This window comes from Rhizobium sp. 01T437, assembly GCF_056398505.1.
Window position 1 is genome coordinate 1 of the sequence record NZ_JBFTPM010000031.1, and the last position, 17,365, is coordinate 17,365.

Here is a 17,365-nt window from a genome sequence, read left to right on the forward strand (position 1 = left end):
ATCGTCCGTTCTGCGAAGCGTTCTCGTCACTTTTTTCGGGGAAGGCATGGGCCTGTTCGGCCTCAGGCATGGGCCTGTTCGGCCTCCGAGATCGACTGGGCGGCGCGTGGCATGGAAGGGACCAAGCTCGGCTATCTGATAGGCCAGTCCGGATATTTCCACGAAGCGCACAGGGCGCTCGACGATTGTTTTGCCTTGCTCGAGCTTCTTGAGAGGCTTTCCGTTATCCTGGTGATCGCTCTGGAAAGCATTTCGCGTGGAATTGAGTGTTCAGTCATGCGCTGAAAGCGCGTGTTTCACGCGCAGTATGGAGATTGCAACGGCTGCGATAACGAGTGGGATCGACACAAGCATCGCCAACGGGCTGATGTGAAGGCCAGCGTGATCGGCTGTCTCGAAGGCGACTTTGAGCAGGCTCAGAAGATAGTAGCTGATGGCAATGATGGAAAATCCTTCCACCGCTCTCTGGATCTTGACCTGTGTGGCGGCCCGGTCTGCCATCGCCTGGATCTGGATGGCATTCTGATATTCGATCTCGACTTGTATGCGTGTCTGCAGAAGGTCGATCAGGTGCATCGTTGCGTGGGAGAGCTGATCCAAGCGCAACGCGGTCGCTTCGCAGGTTCGAACAGCAGGTCGGAAGCGCCGCGCGACAAAAACGCCGAACCGCTGAAAGCCCGGAACATGGGATTCGCGTAGCTCACCAATTCGTTCCTCGACGATTTTTGCGTAGGCGGACGTTGCGCCGAAACGATTGCGTGTTTCGGCAGCCGCTGAAATGATCCGGGCGGACAGGTCGGAGATTTCGTCAAGCAGTTTCTTGTGCTCAGTACTCGGCGTCGTCTGGTTTCGGTTCGTCAATTGAACGAGCTTCTTATCGTAATCTCCGAGCAGCGGCGCCAAGCGGCGGGCCTCGGGAAGACCGAGCAGGGCCATGGACCGATAGGTTTCGATCTCATAGATCCGCCGAACCATTCTGCCGAGGCGGTAGGCATTCAGATCCTTGTTGAAGAGAAGGATGCGACTGGTCTGGTTGTCCTGGACACGAAAATCCGAACAGACTTGCGCCGCTCCCCCGCCGATTGACGACGCAGCGGTATCGCGAAATCCGAGCTTTGAAAGGGTTGGTCCGAGCTCCGCTGGTGTGGGGCCAAGTACCAGGATACCGACACGGGATATGAGACGCGGCGCACCCAACCCCACCAGCGCGGCAATGTCATCGACTGAAAGGCTGGATGCCGGCCAAGTGTCAACGTCTGTGTTGAATTGGGTGACACGCGTGATGGTCACAAATTCGGTGTGGTGCTCTACCTGTGTTCGCGGATCGTCATTGTTGTCTTCGTCGGGTAGATAGCGGCTGCCGTGCAAGGCGGGGAGGGCGGACGGCATAAGCGCGATGTGTTCAACGAAGGCGGGGCCGGTAAAGTAGATGGAGGGCCGGGCATGGAGTTCTGCGTTGAAATCCGACGTCATACAATCTCACCGTAGCAAGGGGCCGAAACCGCTAAGAATACGCCTCAACGAAATTCTCTGTTTTCTCGAAGTGCAGCTTTCCAAAGCAGCCAGACCTCCAGAGGTCAACCGTTCCGGCTATTGCTAATCGATTTTACTTTGTAGCGGCCGAGCGGAATTTTCCTGGATTGCCCAAGTCGTCACGTTGAGACCGCTAATCTACATCAGGTGCGCCGCGCGGTTTAGATGATGAAGATGGTTCCATGGCGTTGGGTTAATGCGACTTTTCGATGTCGGGGCTATTCGTGATTCGACAGTTGGGCCAGTTAGTGATGTGACAGTCTCGCCTCTCCACACGATGGTCAATGCCAACGTTGGCAGCAAGGATGACGACCTTCAAGGACGAGCTGAACGACCTTCGCCCGGAGATCTATGGTTGGGAGGAAGACGACCCGCTCGTGAGCCGGCTGAACCAACGAAAGGGCGATCGCGATGCTGCCGTCAGCAATGCGACCATCGGCGCACAGCTGGCCGCCATTCATGCCTGGGGACAAGGAGATCCGTCCAAGCTGAGTGAAATTCATCACCCTGTTCTCGTTGCCAATGGCGATGCTGACGTGATGGCGCCGACAATCAATTCGTTCGAGCTGGCGCGCCGGCTCCCCAATGCGCAGCTCAGCATTTTCCCGGATGCCGGCCACGGCGGTGTTTTCCAATACCACGCCGTATTCGAGAAGCAGGCTCTCTACTTCCTTCGCTGACGGCTTTGACCGAGGCGGCATGGTATCCCACCGCCTCGGTCGATAGTTGCGCCATTTGAACTACAGCAGCTTTGGCAAACGCGCGGACCACGACAGGTTCCAAAGGTTTCCTACGCCTGTCGCAACGGTCGGCGAACACTCGTTTTTGGGCAGCCCGTTTGGCTCGATGAGGTCGAAAGGTCACGGAACTCGACGGGCGCACCCTTTCAAGCAAGTCGAGTCGTCTGCGAAAGGCTTTGCGATCTGTACCGAAGGAGAAAAGGCCATAGTTGGTTGAGCGTCTGCATTACCCGTCTTCTCGTCGAGCCATAACGAAGCCCACACCAATGCGCCGCATGCAATTACCAAAAAGCAAGCCAAGCCGGCCTCCAACCAATGGGGTCTCGTTTTGATCAAACGTTTGTCTGTGTTGGGCGTAATGGTCATCGAATATCGGTCTTCTTGGAGAAGCATCACGTGGCTTCCTCCGGGGTGAGCGTGAGCTTTTTGCCCGCAACGCCAAATCCGATTGGCGGTGCAAGGAACCAAAGGATGGCCCCTCGATTGGAATAGCCATCTCGACGGGCAGGTCGCCGGCTGGGCAGGCGACCTGCCGACGGTCCGATTTCGTCGGTCTCGGCGGGGGCAGCCGAGTTGCCAGAGCGAAATCGGATCCAGCGTCTCCTCGTTGGGAGGATCCGAGGGACTAGGCCAATTTAGATCGTTGTACCGGATGTCGGAACTACACTTAGGTGTGGGCCAACTGAACTTGCGTTCGCGCCTAAAGCTTCGGGTCAACCCTAAGTCTAATCTTCGACGGACCTGCGTATGATTTCTCGCAAGCCCTCCCGCCAATAAGCTTCTCGGGTCGCCGAAAGTCCGGCGATGAACGAGAAACAAGATCGGCCGCAGGCCTAAGTTGCGGCTCGTGACACTCATCGGAAGGATATACAATGAGCCGCTTTTGGCAATTTGCAGGGGTTGCTGTCGTTTCTTCGCTTGCTTTCGCAGGCGTGAGCCGCGCAGACAGCCTGGATATGAACGATGGCGCCAAAATTGAAAAAACGTTGCAGACGTTCAGCAGCAACTTTGACGTCCGGGATATCAATGATTACGCGAACTACAAGGATCAGCCGGAAGGTTCTGACGCCGCTCAACCGCGCACGGACGCTGCCGTTCAGCATATCCAGGCATCCATCAAAGAAAACAAGGATCTGGTCAAGCGTCTCGGCGAGCGCGGCGTCAAGATCGACGACGTCGTCAATGCCGAGCAGGCAGCCGACGGCAGCATGACATTCTGGGTTCGCTAACCCTCAAGGCCTGGAACATCACAATTCCAGGCCTCTTTCATTCGCTTGCGGACACATATGCAAGTGAATGGAAGAATTCATGCATGCTCCGATCACGATTGTGACTGTTGTTGCCGCCCTTCCGTTTAGATACGTCGGGGCCGCAGCAGCCGTCGTGGCGAGAAGTTTCATCGAATCCCCACGCTTCGAGTTGAAAGGGAGTATCGCTTCTGCAGGTCGTATTCCGCGACCGATCTGAAAAGCCTGAAGGATTGTCACGCTTCAAGCGGGCTTGCGGCGGAGGTAAACTGCACCCGTCTCGAATCTCGGGAACATTGAATTCGAGGATTTCACGATATCACAGGTAGTCGCCCAGCAGATCGTCCGAACTCGGAGGCCTACGAAAATCCGGTGTCTTGGATGTCCGCTTGAGTGGTTGCTAGCCCTTGGAAACATCACAACTTGCTGAATGTGAATCTACAGTCTCGTTTCGCCCGGGCCATATTATCTGTTCGTGGCGAGCATGGCGTTAGGGCGACCTATGTGAGCCGATCCAATTTACGACGCCCGCAATGGAGCTGAATTCGTCGGCACTTCGGCTCGGTAGCGTGCAAAATATCTGGCCCGTTCGATTGCCGGGAAGCGTCTCAATCGATTCTCGCTTGAAGAGTTCGCGAGGGTCATGCCGCCAAACAAATTCGCGCAATACGCAAACAGCTCATCTGCCTCTGGAGCACTTTCCGTGAGAGAAAACATCGTAGGGTGCTGTCCTTGTCCGGAACACAGGATGGCGACAGGCATGGCGGGCTTTCACCCCGGAAAGAGTATGGCCATAGCGATGGCCAATGTGACGATGCTCGAGACCGTACTTGCGATCACGATCGATCCCGTCGCACCCGAGTCAAGGCGATAGTTGACAGCAAACAGGATCCCGAAGAACCCGGAAGGAACAGCCGCCAGCAAGATCGCGACCTTTGCTGCGTCCCACGGGATTGACAACAGCAGCACCACGCCAGTCGTTAGGAAGGGGCGCACCAGGTTCGACATGATGGTTGCGCTGAAGACTTTTCTGTCGAGTTGGAAAGCCTGCGAAGAAAGGACCACACCTGTGAGGAAAAGCGCTACGCCCGGGGCTGTGTGACCAATTAGAAGCAGACTGGCATCGACGACATCACCCGTTTTCAACCCACAGAGTGAAAACAGTATTCCAAGCATAGGGGCGACGACGACAGGCTTCGTCAAAGCATGCCGCAGACTGTGCGAGATCTTGGGCCGCCGCCCGTCATTCGCGCCGGGCTTGTCGACATGCATTTCGACGAGAAGCAATGACAGCGGGCTAATGATGATCGAGCCACTTGCGAGTACGATCGCGAGCGGCACCGTCCCGCCGGGACCAAGCACGTCAGCAAGAATAGGAAGGCCCACACCTGCCAGATTCGGAAACGCGATCGTGAGTGCTTGCAGCGAGGCGTCTGCTTTGCCGACCTTCATGTAGCGTACTTGAAGTAGATACCAGGCGACAAACACGACGAGCATGACGCCGCTGCTGATGAGGAAGAGGGGGGCTTGCGCGAGCATTTCGGTACGAGGGGCGGAGGCTGTCGCCGCAAACAGCGACGCGGGCAGGGCAAAGGTCATGACGAGGACGTTCAGCCCCTCAACATGATGATTGTCGACGATACTAAAGTGCCCAGCAACGTAGCCAAGCACCATGACAAAGAAAATAGGAAGCAGTGCGAGCAATATCGTATGTGCCATCAGATTTCCCGCCTTTCATGCATGTCGACAAACAACGTCATTGCAAGGAGATCCGCCGAACCGCCGGGGCTGAGCCAGCGATCGCGAAACTGTCGATGGATCAATGCGGCGCGACGTTTCCACTGCGGAGCACGGATCCCGCCGTCGTCCACAAAGCCCTGCGCCAACTGTTTCGCGTACAGAAGGCCGTCCGGGCTGCCCCGATGAARCAGATTGGTGTCGTCGAGAACCACAATGAGCGGATAAAAACTAGCTTCGATGGTCCCCTTCGAGAATCACATCTAGGTGTAGGACGGGCACGACCAATGCATGCGAAGGACAAGAGGGGTCGGACATCGCCTTCTGGTGGCCCTGGGAACCGGCGTTCGCACTAGGCATCCATGGGTAGAGCTTATCAGTGAAAAAACAAAGCGACGTCCGTGGAACATCAAGCCCGCCGCCCCACACAATACTTCGGTTGCAACGCGACACGAAAGCCGTGGCGCGGTTTTTCCGCTTGTGTGCAGGAATTCGCCGAGTGTTGTGCGACGACATAGTCGCACAGACACAACGGGCAAGTGAGGCGAGCCTTCTAGGCCAGATAGTTCTTGAGTATGGGAAGGTCGGAGACCGAGTACGACATGCCGAAGCGAAATCCTCGCCCTACCTCTCGCGGTGCTAGGGCATCCATCTCCTCGCCCTGGACATGGGGTATCGAGAGTTCTGCGGAGCCTGTCCAGAAATCCGAAAAAGTAAGATTGTCCATCAGCGACAGCGTCAATTCATCGACCGCGGGCTTGTCCTGTTGGCTGGCGCTCAGCGATGGGAAATATCTCCGTATCGTGGTCGCGCGGTTGAACACCTTTGCCGGATCCGTCACCTTTTCGCGAAGCTCGATGCGGGCTGTTGCCATTCGCTCGCCATGAGATGAAACACTCGCGCCAAAGCGGCTTCCCGGTTCAAGGGGGCAGGCGGCTGCGCCCGGCGCAGAAAAGCTCCTTGTTTGAAAGATGCTGCCAAGTTTCTTCGGGTAACCCTGTATCCAGCCGCGTGCGATCGCCGCGTCGTTATCAACAAAAATGAAAGGGCAAAAATTGACTGGACGGCCTTCCAGACGTGCTTCCACCAGAATGAGCGCCTCGCGGTACTGATAGCGGGCCGGGTCCGTGTGCTCGTCGTTCGAACCTGTGAACTGCCAGTCGACAAACCAGAAGAACGTGCGACCCTCAGATTGTTCGTCCGGCGTTAGACCCATAGGAAGCAAGGCCGCGACTGCGTCGGGATTCGCCCAGTATTCAACGGCGATGCAATCGCCAGAATAGTGCCAGGGTGGCGGCGGGGCTAGAGAGGACTTACCCTCCGGCGTAAGCGGAACCGTATATCCCGAGAGCATTCGTCGCGTCTCCATCAAATAGCCAGTTCGGAAGCCCGAGGTCTCCCGTTCTCTCGCATGGAACACACCTATACCGGGAGATACGAGTTTAGATTTGTGAATCGTTGTGAAGGTACGAAGCGGCACGGCGAAGCGATCCCAAATCGAAGCGCACGCGCGCTACCCGAGTTCGTCGAGCAGTTGGCGTGCCGAGCTGACTTCCCAAGCCTCAATGTCGCCGTTGAACCGAGAATGCACAGCTTGAATAAGAGATCTTGCCTCCGCGGATTTTCCTTTTTGGGCCCAGATACGAGCTAGTGAGGTCGCTGCTTCTAGCTCCCAGCTCAAAGCATTCTGCTGGCGAGCAATTTCGATGGAACGGGTTAGGCAAGCTTCTGCTTCAGCGGGATGTGTCGAAGTTGACATTAACACTTCGCCTTTTGCGTGCAGTAGGGACGGCAGCCAAAGTGTCGCGCTTGCCTGTTCGACCTGGTCTAGGGCGTCGTTGATCATGAACAACGCTTCCTCGTAATCACCTAACTGTCTGAGGCCCTCGGCGAGCGCGCGCCGTGTCGCCAGTGTTTGCACGTGATATCGGTTATCGCCCATCGTCTTCAGCGCGTCGCGTAGCATTTTGACGCCCGGTTCGACCTCACCGCGCGCGATCATGAGCTCACCACGCAGCGCAAGGCCGACAGCGTTTTGAGCAAGGAGTGAGTATCTGATGGCGTGAGCAATAACCTGTTCGCAAAACAAAAACGCCTCTTCAGATTGGCCGCCCCAATGCAGAACCGGAATGGAATCCAGGAGAACCGCGCAAAACAGAACCGGATGCGTTGAATCAACGGCGCGTGAGATCGCCTCACGTGCTTTTGCGATACCCTTCGTCTGTGCGCCGCTGATCCAGAGCGAGCGAGCATGTGTGCCGAGCGCTCGAACGTGATAGTCGTACCCAAAGTATACAAACTCTGACGGGGCGGTATTGACAGCAAGTCTAAATCCTCGCTCACTGTGCATGACAGAAGCGGACTGATTTCCCGCAACGTGGTAGGACGCCGCCAGGCCCCATTCACTCATTGCTTTTTCTGCCACTCCCCCAAATTTTTCGGACAGGGCTGCAGCACGCTGTGCAACGCCTAGGGCACTCGAAAATTCGCCACGACGGGTAAAGAAAACATTCAAGCCGAGAAGCAGGTAATGCTGAAGTCGATCCTCGCCAAGTTTTTCAGAGAGCTCCAGACCACGTTCGAGGGCTGCTTTGACTTTTTCGCTGTCATCCCACAGGTACATCGATGAAAGCGCGAGTGCTTTCTGCAGGTAGAGTTCTCTTCCTTGGCCCCGATCGCTCGGCGGAAGTGTCGCCATCGCTTTGCTGCACCAGTCACTGCATTCGGCGAGCAGAGGGAAAGATGCAAGGAACAGGGGAGCGGCATGAGACGTGAGCTCAACGCCGAGACGGACACTTCCAGAACTGGAAAAACACCAGCCCAACGCTTGGCGGATATTTCCGATATGCGGCGCGTAGACCTCGACATTGTGTCCATGTGAAACGAGATCATCGGTTTCACGCATCTTCAAGAAGTCGGCGAAATATTGTGCGTGTCGCGTCGCCACCGCGTCCGTTTCGCCGCTGGCCGCAAGTTTGGCGGCGGCATAAACGCGTGTCGTGTCGAGAAGCCGATACGTGACGATCCCGTAAGCGGGCGATATCCAAACAAGAGACTTGTCTACCAAGCTTGCAATGGCATTGGTCGTCCGAGTTATGTCTTCCGACGACCCGGCGACTTCGATAGCAGCCTCAAAGGTAAATTGTCCGACAAAAATCGAAAGCCTGCTCAGCACCTCTTGCTCAATGTTGGACAGGAGATTGAAGCTCCAGTCGAGCATTCCCTGAAGGGTTTGATGACGAGGCATAGCATTGCGGCGCCCCTGGAGCTGGAGTTCAGCGTCGTTCCCCATGAGATCGAATGTACCTTGGATGCCGAAAGTACCGACGCGGCTTGCCACAAGCTCGATCGCCAGAGCGATGCCGTCGAGGCGGCGGCAGATATTCGCGACCGTCGGTGCCTCCGCATCGGTAAGGCTCAATCTATGGCCAGAAGACGCAGCTTTCTCCATGAAAAGTTTGACAGCAGGAGAACCAAGGGCTTGGGATGCAGTTGTCACCTCGCCGCGCGGAGTATCAAGAGGCAGAAGCAAGTGTACGTTCTCGCCATCTACGCGCAAGGCCTCACGACTGGTGGCCAATATATGGAGCGATGGCGCAGCATGGAAAAGACGTTCGGCAAGGGCTGCCGCGGCGGAAATGACATGCTCACAATTATCCAATACAACGAGGATCTTCTTCTCGGATACAAAAGCCAGGATGAACGGCTCTACCTCGGGGCCTTGAACAAAGCAGCCGAGAGCTGAGGCGACTGCATTTGGAACCTGCCGGGCATCCTGGATGAGAGTGAGATCAACGAAGTAGATCGCGCTCTCTTCGAATTCCTGGCGAAGCGAATGAGCGACCGCCACAGCGACGGTGGTTTTTCCGATGCCTCCTGGACCTACCACGGTGACAAAGCGGCGTGACAAAACCAGCAGCGACAGGACATTCACGGTCTCTGTTCGACCAAAAAGGGATGGCAATGCATGGGGAAGGCTCTGAGAACGTGGCGCGCTCGTCTCACCAGTCGGTGATCGCTCAGACGTGACCAGCTCTCGACGGATTGGTGCTGCGAAGGTATACCCGCGCCCCGCGACGTTCAATATGTAACGTGTGTCGTCCTGACCGTCTGCCAAGGCCTTTCTCAGTGAGGCTATGTGAACCCTGAGGTTCGAGTCTTCGACCGTGAGACCCCTCCAGACGAGCTTTGTTAGCTCATCACCTGTCAGGATCTCGCCGGGTCGCTGAGTCAGAGCTATGAGGATATCAAGCGCACGGCCGCCAATTGCAACCTGTTTGCCGTTCTTAGCCAGCAAACGTTCGGAGGCGATTAATTGAAACGGACCGAAATAGAGACTCTTGCTGGTGTCTGGATTGCTCTCATTCCACATGGCAACCACCCTAGAGGTCTCTACCCAGCATGTCGGAGTCACCGTCCGCTATAGCGCAACCGATTAGAAGAATACAAAATTCGTTTTGCAGCTGCTACAATTTCGTTAGCCCTATTTGCCGGCGATCATCCCGTCCGGGTGAGGTCGCCAATACAGCTGTAAAAGAAAGCTTGCCGCGGCCTTTCTTTGAGGTCAGATCTCGATGCTGCGACGTGGTCATAGTGAATGAATGAGAGGAGCGTCTCCGCTCAAAACCCGCTTAAAGGCCTGTATTGCTCTGACCCGCCTGGGAGGCGCCGGCAAACATCGCTCTTTCCTGATCGCTTATCCCAGTTGCTCGTCATCATCGGGCCTGTGGGGTCACGAACTTGATTGCAAGCGATTAGAAACCGAATGCCGTCGTTTGTCTATGGGACATGCCAGGTAGCTCCGCAGGGCTTGACGTGCATTGATATTTTGAAAGCGTTGGATTTTAATCGCGTTTCGGACACAAAATGGGATCTCCCGATGAGTTTGTTTCCCAAAGCCGAGATTTTCGTAGGCTGTCTGGTGAGCGTCGCTCTCGTGTCCCTTGATGCGGGCATCGCCAATGCGAAAGACATGTTCATCGGTGCACTGATTGAAGCATCAGGGCCGATGTCGGCAATGGGGCCCTCCGTTGAAAAAGCGGCCAAGCTTGCGGTGTCGGTCAGCGACATCGCTGCGAAGGAGGCCGGACTTGATCTTTCGGTCCATTTGGTCGCCGCTGATTCTCAGGGAAACCCTCAGGCCGCCGTCTCTGCTGCGCGCACACTTGTGGACAAAGACGTCTCGTGCATTTTGGGACCGGCAACTACGCCCGAGTCGATCGCGGTCCTCAACGGCGTGACATTACAGCGCAAGATTACTTTGTGGCCCCAGGCAACCAGCACGCGCCTACGTGCTGTAGAAGACAGCGGTACGATTTTCCGCACACTCGCCCCGGACGATCTACAATCGAAGGCGTTGGTCCGGGCAATCGAGACCTATGTCGGTGGCGGCAAGAGGGTTGCGATCCTCTTTCGAAACGAGCCGTACGGCGACGCGCTGTCTCGCACGTTCAGGTCGGATTGGGAGGCAAGGGGTGGAACGATTGTCTCAAGCATCGCGTTCGACCCCACGCAGCAAGCCTTCGATTCCGAGGCAGCTCAACTTTTCGACGAAAATCCCGACGCCTATGTTGTCATCGATTATCCCGAAACTTTCGCGAGGCTCGGGGCAGCGCTCGTCCGCAGCGGTAAGTTCGACCCAAACAAACTGTTTGTGGCGGACGCGTTGTCTTTCGCGAGAGTGCCCAAAAGCATTCCGGCGCGGGCCATCAACGGGGCTTACGGCGTCGCCGGCGGATCGCCGCATGGGACCCCAGCATACCGATTGTTCAACGAACTTTGGCGGCAGGCGGGGGGGGCGGAGGCCGGCTCCTACTCGGCGAACGTGTTCGATGCGGGCATTCTCTGTGTTCTTTCGGCGATTGAGGCTGGCGCAACCGACCCAGAGCTAGTTCGCCGAAAGGTCCGCGAGGTCACGAAGGAAGGGGCGAGGCAATTCACCCTTGAGACATTGACGGAGGCCGTGAAGGATGCCGCGGCGGGAAGGCCGATTGATTACATCGGCGTGTCGGGAGCATTTCGCTTTGCGCCGAACGGAGATCCCACGAACGGTCTTTATGATATATTCCAGTATCGGAACGGCGAGCAGGTGACGGTCAGGCAAATCGAAGTGAGGTAAGGTTTGACGAACCGGAGGAGTGGCCGAGGCTTGAGAGTGTCAGCGACCACGCTAGCTCACTTTACGAAAGTGCCGAAACCGGCGAAACTGCTGGTATCTCTCTTCATTATCTTCCTCTGCTTGATTGCCCTTTTTGGAACCGTGGAAGTCTCGCAAGCGACGATCAACGGATTTATAACGGGCAGCTACCTAGGCCTCGGTGCGATGGGGCTGACGCTTATAATGGGCGTAATGAAGCTCGTGAACTTCGCATATGGTGATTTTCTCGTGGCTGGGGCATACCTCACGTTGATGTTCACCGCGCTGGGTACGCCGTTGCCGCTGTCGGTGCTGCTGGCCACCCTGGGGACGGCGCTTCTCTCGCTTGTGGCCGAAAAGCTCGTCTGGCGCCCACTCCGGAATGCTGGCGCAAGCACTCTTCAATGCTTCTTGTCCGCAATGGGGTTAAGCTTTCTCATTCGCTTCACGATTCAGTTTTTTGGCGGCAGCGAGTCAAGATCGTTCGATATTGACGTCCTGTCGACGATGGTTTTAGGCCCTTTTCGCGTGGGGACCCAACAGGCTCTCGGTTTCGTCATGGCCCTGGCAGCTTTGTCAATGCTTGCGATAGGACTACGGATCAGCGGTGCGATGAAGACGATGCGGGCGGTTTCTGACAATCGTCTGCTTGCCGAAGTTTGCGGCATCGGTGTCGAGCACACCATAGATGTCACATCACTCTTGTCGGGCCTGCTGGCTGGCGTCGCCGGCATTGTCTATGCGACAGCTGTCGGGAGTTTCAATCCAAACTTCGGTGTGACCTTGTTGCTCAGCTTGCTTGCCGCCACCACGCTTGGCGGAATTGGCAATATCTACGGCGCAATGCTTGGGGGCTTGGTGATTGGCCTCTCGCAGGAGTGGTCTACTTTGCTGCTCGGTGCAAAATGGAAAACCCTCGTGGCTCTGGTCTTCCTCGTTATCATGCTACTTGCCGTACCTCGCGGCATCTTTGCTCGCGCGCAGCGCCGCCCATGAGCGTGGATTTCTGGATCAATGTCGGGGTAATCGCGGGGATCTACGGAATACTCACGCTTGGGCTCCAGCTTAACACCGGAATCACGGGTCTGCTGAATTTCGGCCAAGCAGGGTTTATGGCAATCGGTGCTTACGGGGCAGGGATACTGGTGGCGGAAGCCGGGTTTTCCTTGTGGTTGGCATTTTCGACCTCTCTGGTTTTGTCTGTTGCAGCTGCGATGGCAATTGGATGGTCAACGAGCAGGCTCGGGCCGGATCAGTTCGCAATCGTGACGATCGCGTTTGCTGAGATCATTCGGCACATCCTGCAAAACACTGAATTCAGCGGCGGCAACCAGGGCTTGATCGGTTTCGATATGGAATGGCGGTCGGCCAGCGAGTGGATCGCTTTGTTACTTTCCGAGGTTGGTCTTGGAGAATACAAGCAAATCCCTCTCTTCCTGTTTGTGTGGATCACGTTGGCGGTACTTACGGGACTGATGAAGATGCTCGAGCGGACACCCTGGTCCAGAGCGCTTCGCGGCATTCGCGATGACGAGGGAGCGATCGCCGCGTTGGGAAAAAACACGCTGTGGTTCAGGATGCAATCTCTGGCGATAGGTGCAGCACTAGCCGCGGTAGCCGGATTTTTCATCGCTCTCGATGTGACATATTTATATCCAGGCATCTTCGATCCAACCTATACGTTCTTCGGGTTTGTCATCCTGCTTATTGGCGGCCTTGGAAACTACTGGGGAGTGGTGTTGGGAAGCGTCGTGTTTTGGACGCTGATGGAGGGTTCACGGCTCATCGAGATGTCGCTCTCTGCGACTCAGCAGGCATCTCTCCGCTTCATAGTGGTTGGATTCCTGCTGATCGTCCTCAGTCGCGTTTACCCCTATGGTTTCTTGGGCAACAGCAGGGAACGAGCGCGTGACCATGATTACTGATATGCCCATCCTGCGGGTAGCAGGTGTCTCCAAAGCCTTCAGCGGATCGCGGGCCGTCTCGAATGTCAACTTCGACATTCAGCGCGGTTCTGTGACAGCGCTCATTGGCCCGAACGGCGCGGGAAAAACCACTCTGTTCGATCTGATCACCGGACATATTCGGGCGGATGAGGGCGAAATCCTTTTCAACCAGCAGAGTATCGTGGGCATGCCGCCCCATCGTATTGCACGCCTCGGCTTGGTAAGGTCTTTTCAATTTCCGAGAGTTTTCTCCGGAATGACCGTGTTGGAGAACTTGATGGTGGCACGTCCGGGTCAACCGGGAGAGCATTTGGCGTCACTGCTCGCCGCGCCGCGATCCGTTCGTGATCGGGAAGCGATCGGACGCGCCGCCGCCGAAGAAATGCTGGAGAAACTGAGACTTGAAAAAAAGGCAGATCATTATGCGGGCACGTTGTCGGGCGGTCAGAAAAAGCTTCTCAACCTGGCTCAGGTGTTGATGACCGAGCCTTCTATGATTTTGCTCGATGAACCAATGAGTGGAATGAATGAAAGCTTACGGTCAACGATTTTCGAAACGATAATTGCGGTACAGGGCCGGTCGAAGACCACGTGTTTCTTTATCGAGCATGATCTCGAGGCGGTCATGACCTACGCTCATCATGTCTTGGTCATGGTTGAAGCGTGTGTGATCGCCTCGGGCACCCCGGAAGCCGTAACCTCAGATCCACGAGTTATCGACGCCTACATGGGCGACTTGCAATTCGGGTCCCTTTGATGACAGCGCTCCTCGTCGCGGAGAAATTGGCGGTCGGCTATCCGGCTGAACCTAATATCTTGAATAATGTCAGCCTGACTGTTTCCCGTGACGAGATCGTGGCGGTCGTCGGATCCAACGGTGCCGGCAAATCAACTCTTCTAAAGGCTTTGATAGGGTTGGTACGGCTGCGTAGCGGTACCATCAGGCTAGATTCGACGTTTGTAGAAGGCATGCCGCCCAGCGAGTTCGTGAAGCACGGGATGGGTTATGTCCCCCAGAGCGACAATGTGTTTGAATCGCTTTCCGTGGACGAGAACCTCGAGATCGGCCTCAGGTCGCGATCCGATATAGCCCTTTGTCCTCGACGCGAAGAATTATACTCTAGTTTCCCCGCACTCGCAGAACGTCGACGCCAAAAGGCGGGAAGTCTCTCAGGGGGTGAACGTCAAATACTCGCGCTGGCGCGGGCGTTGATGCCAAAGCCTAAGATTTTGCTGCTGGACGAACCCACGGCGGGTCTGGCCCCTCGGTTTGTCGAGCGCATTCTTGATCAGATCCAGGCGATTAATCGATCGGGGGTCGCCGTGCTCATGGTGGAACAGCACACCGCCGCCGCACTCAAGATATCTGATCGGGGTTACCTTTTGTGCGGTGCGACCAACGAAAAGGCGCGAGCGATCGTTGACGGAGCAACCCTTACGAACCTTTAGCTAGCTCTTGCACCTGTCGAGTAATCGAGCCGGATCTTAACACAGCCAAACGTGTTCACAACGATTCACAATACTAAACTCGTATACGGCGTCCCCTGATGTCATTGACTTCGTTCGATACCGTCATGCGACGGGAACAATTTATCGAAGGAGAGCGACATGTTCACAGGGCGGTGGTTGGCTTTCGTAGCAGTGGCGGCAATACGCTGGTGTCCAACGATGGTGGTGTCGTGAGCACTCTTGAACTGTTTCGACGCCGCGCAGTGTTGCCGCTCGCCGCCGGACCGATTGAGCGCCATCGCTGGCTTATTGCGTTCTGGCTATTGGGAGGTGCTGCTATAGGCCTGTCCACCGTGGCTTGTGCAGCTCTCGGCTTCAACTTCACGTCTGCTGCTTTTGTACTCCTGTTGGTCGTTGTATTCCTTGCGCTGTTCGACAGCTGCATTTCATCGATCTTTTTTTCGGTTCTTGCTGTCGGCTGCTTGAACTTTTGGTTTGTCGACCCTCTGTACACGTTCGTCGTCGGCAGCAGGCATGATCTTGCGACATTGACTGTTTTTCTCCTTTCGTCGCTTTGTGTCGCATGCCTCATTAGACTGGTTCACAGCTTGGGGGTCTCCGAACGCGAACAGGCAAGTTTACTCGATCTGACAAGCGACGCCGTGTTTGTCCGCGATGCCGACGACGTTATCACGTACTGGAACCGTGGCGCGGTAGAACTCTATGGATGGTCCCGTCACGAGGCCATAGGAAAGGTCGCTCACGAACTCCTGAAAACCAGGTTCCCGGTATCGCTTCTCGAGATAAACGATGCGTTACGTCGCTCAGGGCGTTGGGAAGGCGAGTTGATCCACACGACCCGAACCGGCAAGCAGATTTCAGTTTCCAGTCGGTGGTCACATCGGCTCAAAGATCGCGGGACCAGCGTCGGGACGCTGGAATGCAATACGGATATCAGCGAGCGCAGACGCACTCAAGATGAGCTGAACAGGAGCCAGGCGGCCTATCTTGCGGAGGCGCAGAAGCTGAGCAACACAGGAAGCTTTGGGTGGAACCTCTCGACTGATGAGCTTTTTTGGTCGGGCGAGACCTTTCGAATATTTGGCGTGGAAGAAGGAGCTACACCATCATTGGCTCTTGTGCTGGAGCGCACGCACCCGGACGATCTGCCTGTTGTTCGAGATCTTCTTGTTAAAGCCCACGCCGATCGGCGCGACTTCAGACATGAGCATCGTCTTCGGATGCCAAATGGGGACGTGAAACATGTTCGCGTGGTTGCCCGATGTGACTTCGGCAGCAAGAACAGTCCCCAATTCGTCGGCGCGGTAATGGATATAACCGCTCAGAAGGAGGCCTACGTGAGGCTCGAAAAGAGCGAGCAGCGGTACCGCTATTTGTTCGACCGGATGCCCATCGCGCTATGGCAGCTTAACGCCAGTAATCTGGTTACACAGTTCAAGCAGCTAAGATCCGAGGGCGTGACGGATCTGGACGCCTATTTCGATGAGAATCCCGCATTTCTGAGGACATGCATGGAAGCCATGATTTTCGAAGAAGCAAATGAGCGTGGGGTCCAGATGTTTGGTGGCCGTGAGGCGGACCAGTTCAAAGGCAAGTCCGTTGTCAGCACCTTTGAAGAGAGCTCAGGGACCTTCCGACGCGCAATGGTGTCTCGTTACCAAGGGAATACTAGCTTTGAAGAAGAGACCAAGATGGTGACGCTCGACGGACGTATCGTAGATGTGCTGTTAACAACAGCGCGCGTTGGTCTCTCTAACGACCCTGATACCAGCATCGTCGGTGTCCTTGACATCTCCGCGCGTGTCGAAGCTGAACGTCGCCTACAGCAGGTTCAGGCGGAATTCGCGCACGCCGCTCGTTTGTCAGTCCTTGGCGAATTGACGGCGTCGATAGCTCACGAAATCAACCAGCCATTGGCCGCAATTGCAAACGCGGGGGGAGCCGGATTGCGATGGATAAACCGTCCGAAGCCTGACCTTGACGAAGTACGAGATTCTCTGACCTCGATGCTGCATGATGCCAAGCGGGCAGCCGAGCTCATCGGCCGAATTCGGGCAATGGCGAACGGGAAGCCTCCCGAACGGACTCAACTCGACTTGGACGAGGTAATAGAGGAAGCGCTGCAATTCTTACGTCACGAGATCCAGGCACGTTCCGCAACAGTGACCCATGAGAAATCGCGCGAACGGCTCGTGGTAGCTGGGGATCGCACTCAGGTGCACCAGGTTATAGTGAACCTGGCGATAAATGCGCTTCAAGCCCCACGTCCCCAACGGAGCAACCCACACATCGTCGTGCGGTCCGGGACCTCCGCTCGCAACAGGGCGGTGTTCACCGTTGAGGACAATGGAGTAGGGATCAATCCCGGTCACGTCAGCAGGCTTTTCGAAAGCTTTTTCACCACGAAAGAGACCGGAATGGGAATGGGCCTACGGATATGCAAGTCCATCGTGGAAGCCCACGGAGGGGAAATAACCGCAGATACCGTTAGCAGTATCGGTGGGGCCTGCTTCTCCGTCAACTTGCCCATCGTACCGGCTTGAGAGCAGCATTCGC

Annotated in this window: 13 protein-coding genes and 1 pseudogene; 9 read left to right on the plus strand and 5 right to left on the minus strand. The window is 56.0% G+C overall.

The window, feature by feature from the left end; genetic code table 11:
- Window positions 1-216, plus strand: a pseudogene (locus AC1DM5_RS33350) (3'-5' exonuclease); the annotation flags it as partial.
- Window positions 217-270: 54 nt separating this feature from the next.
- Here AC1DM5_RS33350 and AC1DM5_RS33355 read toward each other — a convergent pair.
- Window positions 271-1,473, minus strand: a complete 1,203-nt coding sequence (locus AC1DM5_RS33355; RefSeq protein WP_477823361.1) for a DUF3422 domain-containing protein — start codon at window positions 1,471-1,473, stop codon at window positions 271-273.
- Window positions 1,474-1,838: 365 nt separating this feature from the next.
- Here AC1DM5_RS33355 and AC1DM5_RS33360 point away from each other — a divergent pair, with 365 nt between their 5' ends.
- Both AC1DM5_RS33360 and AC1DM5_RS33365 read left to right on the plus strand, forming a co-directional pair.
- A complete protein-coding gene (locus AC1DM5_RS33360) occupies window positions 1,839-2,213 on the plus strand; it encodes an alpha/beta fold hydrolase (protein WP_477976687.1) in 375 nt (124 codons plus the stop codon).
- A gap of 932 nt (window positions 2,214-3,145) precedes the next feature.
- On the plus strand, window positions 3,146-3,502 hold the full coding sequence (locus AC1DM5_RS33365; RefSeq protein WP_477823363.1) for a hypothetical protein: 357 nt from the start codon (window positions 3,146-3,148) through the stop codon (window positions 3,500-3,502).
- A 789-nt stretch (window positions 3,503-4,291) separates the two neighbouring features.
- Here AC1DM5_RS33365 and AC1DM5_RS33370 read toward each other — a convergent pair.
- The 4 genes from AC1DM5_RS33370 to AC1DM5_RS33385 form a co-directional block, all read right to left on the minus strand.
- Complete coding sequence (locus AC1DM5_RS33370; protein WP_477976689.1) at window positions 4,292-5,239, minus strand: AEC family transporter; 948 nt, start codon at window positions 5,237-5,239, stop codon at window positions 4,292-4,294.
- Window positions 5,239-5,499, minus strand: coding sequence for a triphosphoribosyl-dephospho-CoA synthase (locus AC1DM5_RS33375; RefSeq protein ID WP_477976715.1), 261 nt, complete (start codon window positions 5,497-5,499; stop codon window positions 5,239-5,241). Before AC1DM5_RS33375 ends, AC1DM5_RS33370 begins: the two co-directional genes overlap by 1 nt.
- A gap of 311 nt (window positions 5,500-5,810) precedes the next feature.
- The gene (locus AC1DM5_RS33380) at window positions 5,811-6,611 is read right to left on the minus strand and encodes an acetoacetate decarboxylase family protein (RefSeq protein ID WP_477976691.1); all 801 of its coding nucleotides are present in this window, start codon (window positions 6,609-6,611) and stop codon (window positions 5,811-5,813) included.
- Between the two features lie 159 nt (window positions 6,612-6,770).
- Window positions 6,771-9,629, minus strand: a complete 2,859-nt coding sequence (locus AC1DM5_RS33385) for an ATP-binding protein (RefSeq protein ID WP_477976693.1) — start codon at window positions 9,627-9,629, stop codon at window positions 6,771-6,773.
- Window positions 9,630-10,136: 507 nt separating this feature from the next.
- Here AC1DM5_RS33385 and AC1DM5_RS33390 point away from each other — a divergent pair.
- From AC1DM5_RS33390 to AC1DM5_RS33415, 6 genes are all read left to right on the plus strand, one after another.
- Window positions 10,137-11,375: an ABC transporter substrate-binding protein gene (locus AC1DM5_RS33390; RefSeq protein WP_477976695.1), complete on the plus strand. Its 1,239-nt coding sequence runs from the start codon at window positions 10,137-10,139 to the stop codon at window positions 11,373-11,375.
- A 36-nt stretch (window positions 11,376-11,411) separates the two neighbouring features.
- Entirely contained in the window at window positions 11,412-12,389 is a 978-nt protein-coding gene (locus AC1DM5_RS33395; RefSeq protein ID WP_477976697.1) for a branched-chain amino acid ABC transporter permease, read from the plus strand.
- Window positions 12,386-13,318 (plus strand): branched-chain amino acid ABC transporter permease, encoded by a 933-nt coding sequence (locus AC1DM5_RS33400; RefSeq protein ID WP_477976699.1) that lies wholly within the window; start codon window positions 12,386-12,388, stop codon window positions 13,316-13,318. The genes AC1DM5_RS33395 and AC1DM5_RS33400 overlap by 4 nt, the downstream gene beginning before the upstream one ends.
- Entirely contained in the window at window positions 13,308-14,096 is a 789-nt protein-coding gene (locus tag AC1DM5_RS33405) for an ABC transporter ATP-binding protein (RefSeq protein ID WP_477976717.1), read from the plus strand. Before AC1DM5_RS33400 ends, AC1DM5_RS33405 begins: the two co-directional genes overlap by 11 nt.
- Window positions 14,096-14,788 (plus strand): ABC transporter ATP-binding protein, encoded by a 693-nt coding sequence (locus tag AC1DM5_RS33410; protein WP_477976701.1) that lies wholly within the window; start codon window positions 14,096-14,098, stop codon window positions 14,786-14,788. Before AC1DM5_RS33405 ends, AC1DM5_RS33410 begins: the two co-directional genes overlap by 1 nt.
- Window positions 14,789-14,886: 98 nt before the next feature.
- Window positions 14,887-17,352 (plus strand): PAS domain S-box protein, encoded by a 2,466-nt coding sequence (locus tag AC1DM5_RS33415; protein WP_477976703.1) that lies wholly within the window; start codon window positions 14,887-14,889, stop codon window positions 17,350-17,352.
- Window positions 17,353-17,365 lie beyond the last annotated feature (13 nt).

Coding starts and splice junctions, on each gene's coding strand:
- AC1DM5_RS33360 (WP_477976687.1), top strand. CDS start 1,839: ATGACGACCTTCAAGGACGAGCTGAACGACCTTCGCCCGGAGATCTAT.
- AC1DM5_RS33415 (WP_477976703.1), top strand. CDS start 14,887: ATGTCATTGACTTCGTTCGATACCGTCATGCGACGGGAACAATTTATC.
- AC1DM5_RS33365 (WP_477823363.1), top strand. CDS start 3,146: ATGAGCCGCTTTTGGCAATTTGCAGGGGTTGCTGTCGTTTCTTCGCTT.
- AC1DM5_RS33390 (WP_477976695.1), top strand. CDS start 10,137: ATGAGTTTGTTTCCCAAAGCCGAGATTTTCGTAGGCTGTCTGGTGAGC.
- AC1DM5_RS33400 (WP_477976699.1), top strand. CDS start 12,386: ATGAGCGTGGATTTCTGGATCAATGTCGGGGTAATCGCGGGGATCTAC.
- AC1DM5_RS33405 (WP_477976717.1), top strand. CDS start 13,308: ATGATTACTGATATGCCCATCCTGCGGGTAGCAGGTGTCTCCAAAGCC.
- AC1DM5_RS33380 (WP_477976691.1), bottom strand. CDS start 6,611: ATGCTCTCGGGATATACGGTTCCGCTTACGCCGGAGGGTAAGTCCTCT.
- AC1DM5_RS33410 (WP_477976701.1), top strand. CDS start 14,096: ATGACAGCGCTCCTCGTCGCGGAGAAATTGGCGGTCGGCTATCCGGCT.
- AC1DM5_RS33385 (WP_477976693.1), bottom strand. CDS start 9,629: ATGTGGAATGAGAGCAATCCAGACACCAGCAAGAGTCTCTATTTCGGT.
- AC1DM5_RS33370 (WP_477976689.1), bottom strand. CDS start 5,239: ATGGCACATACGATATTGCTCGCACTGCTTCCTATTTTCTTTGTCATG.
- AC1DM5_RS33355 (WP_477823361.1), bottom strand. CDS start 1,473: ATGACGTCGGATTTCAACGCAGAACTCCATGCCCGGCCCTCCATCTAC.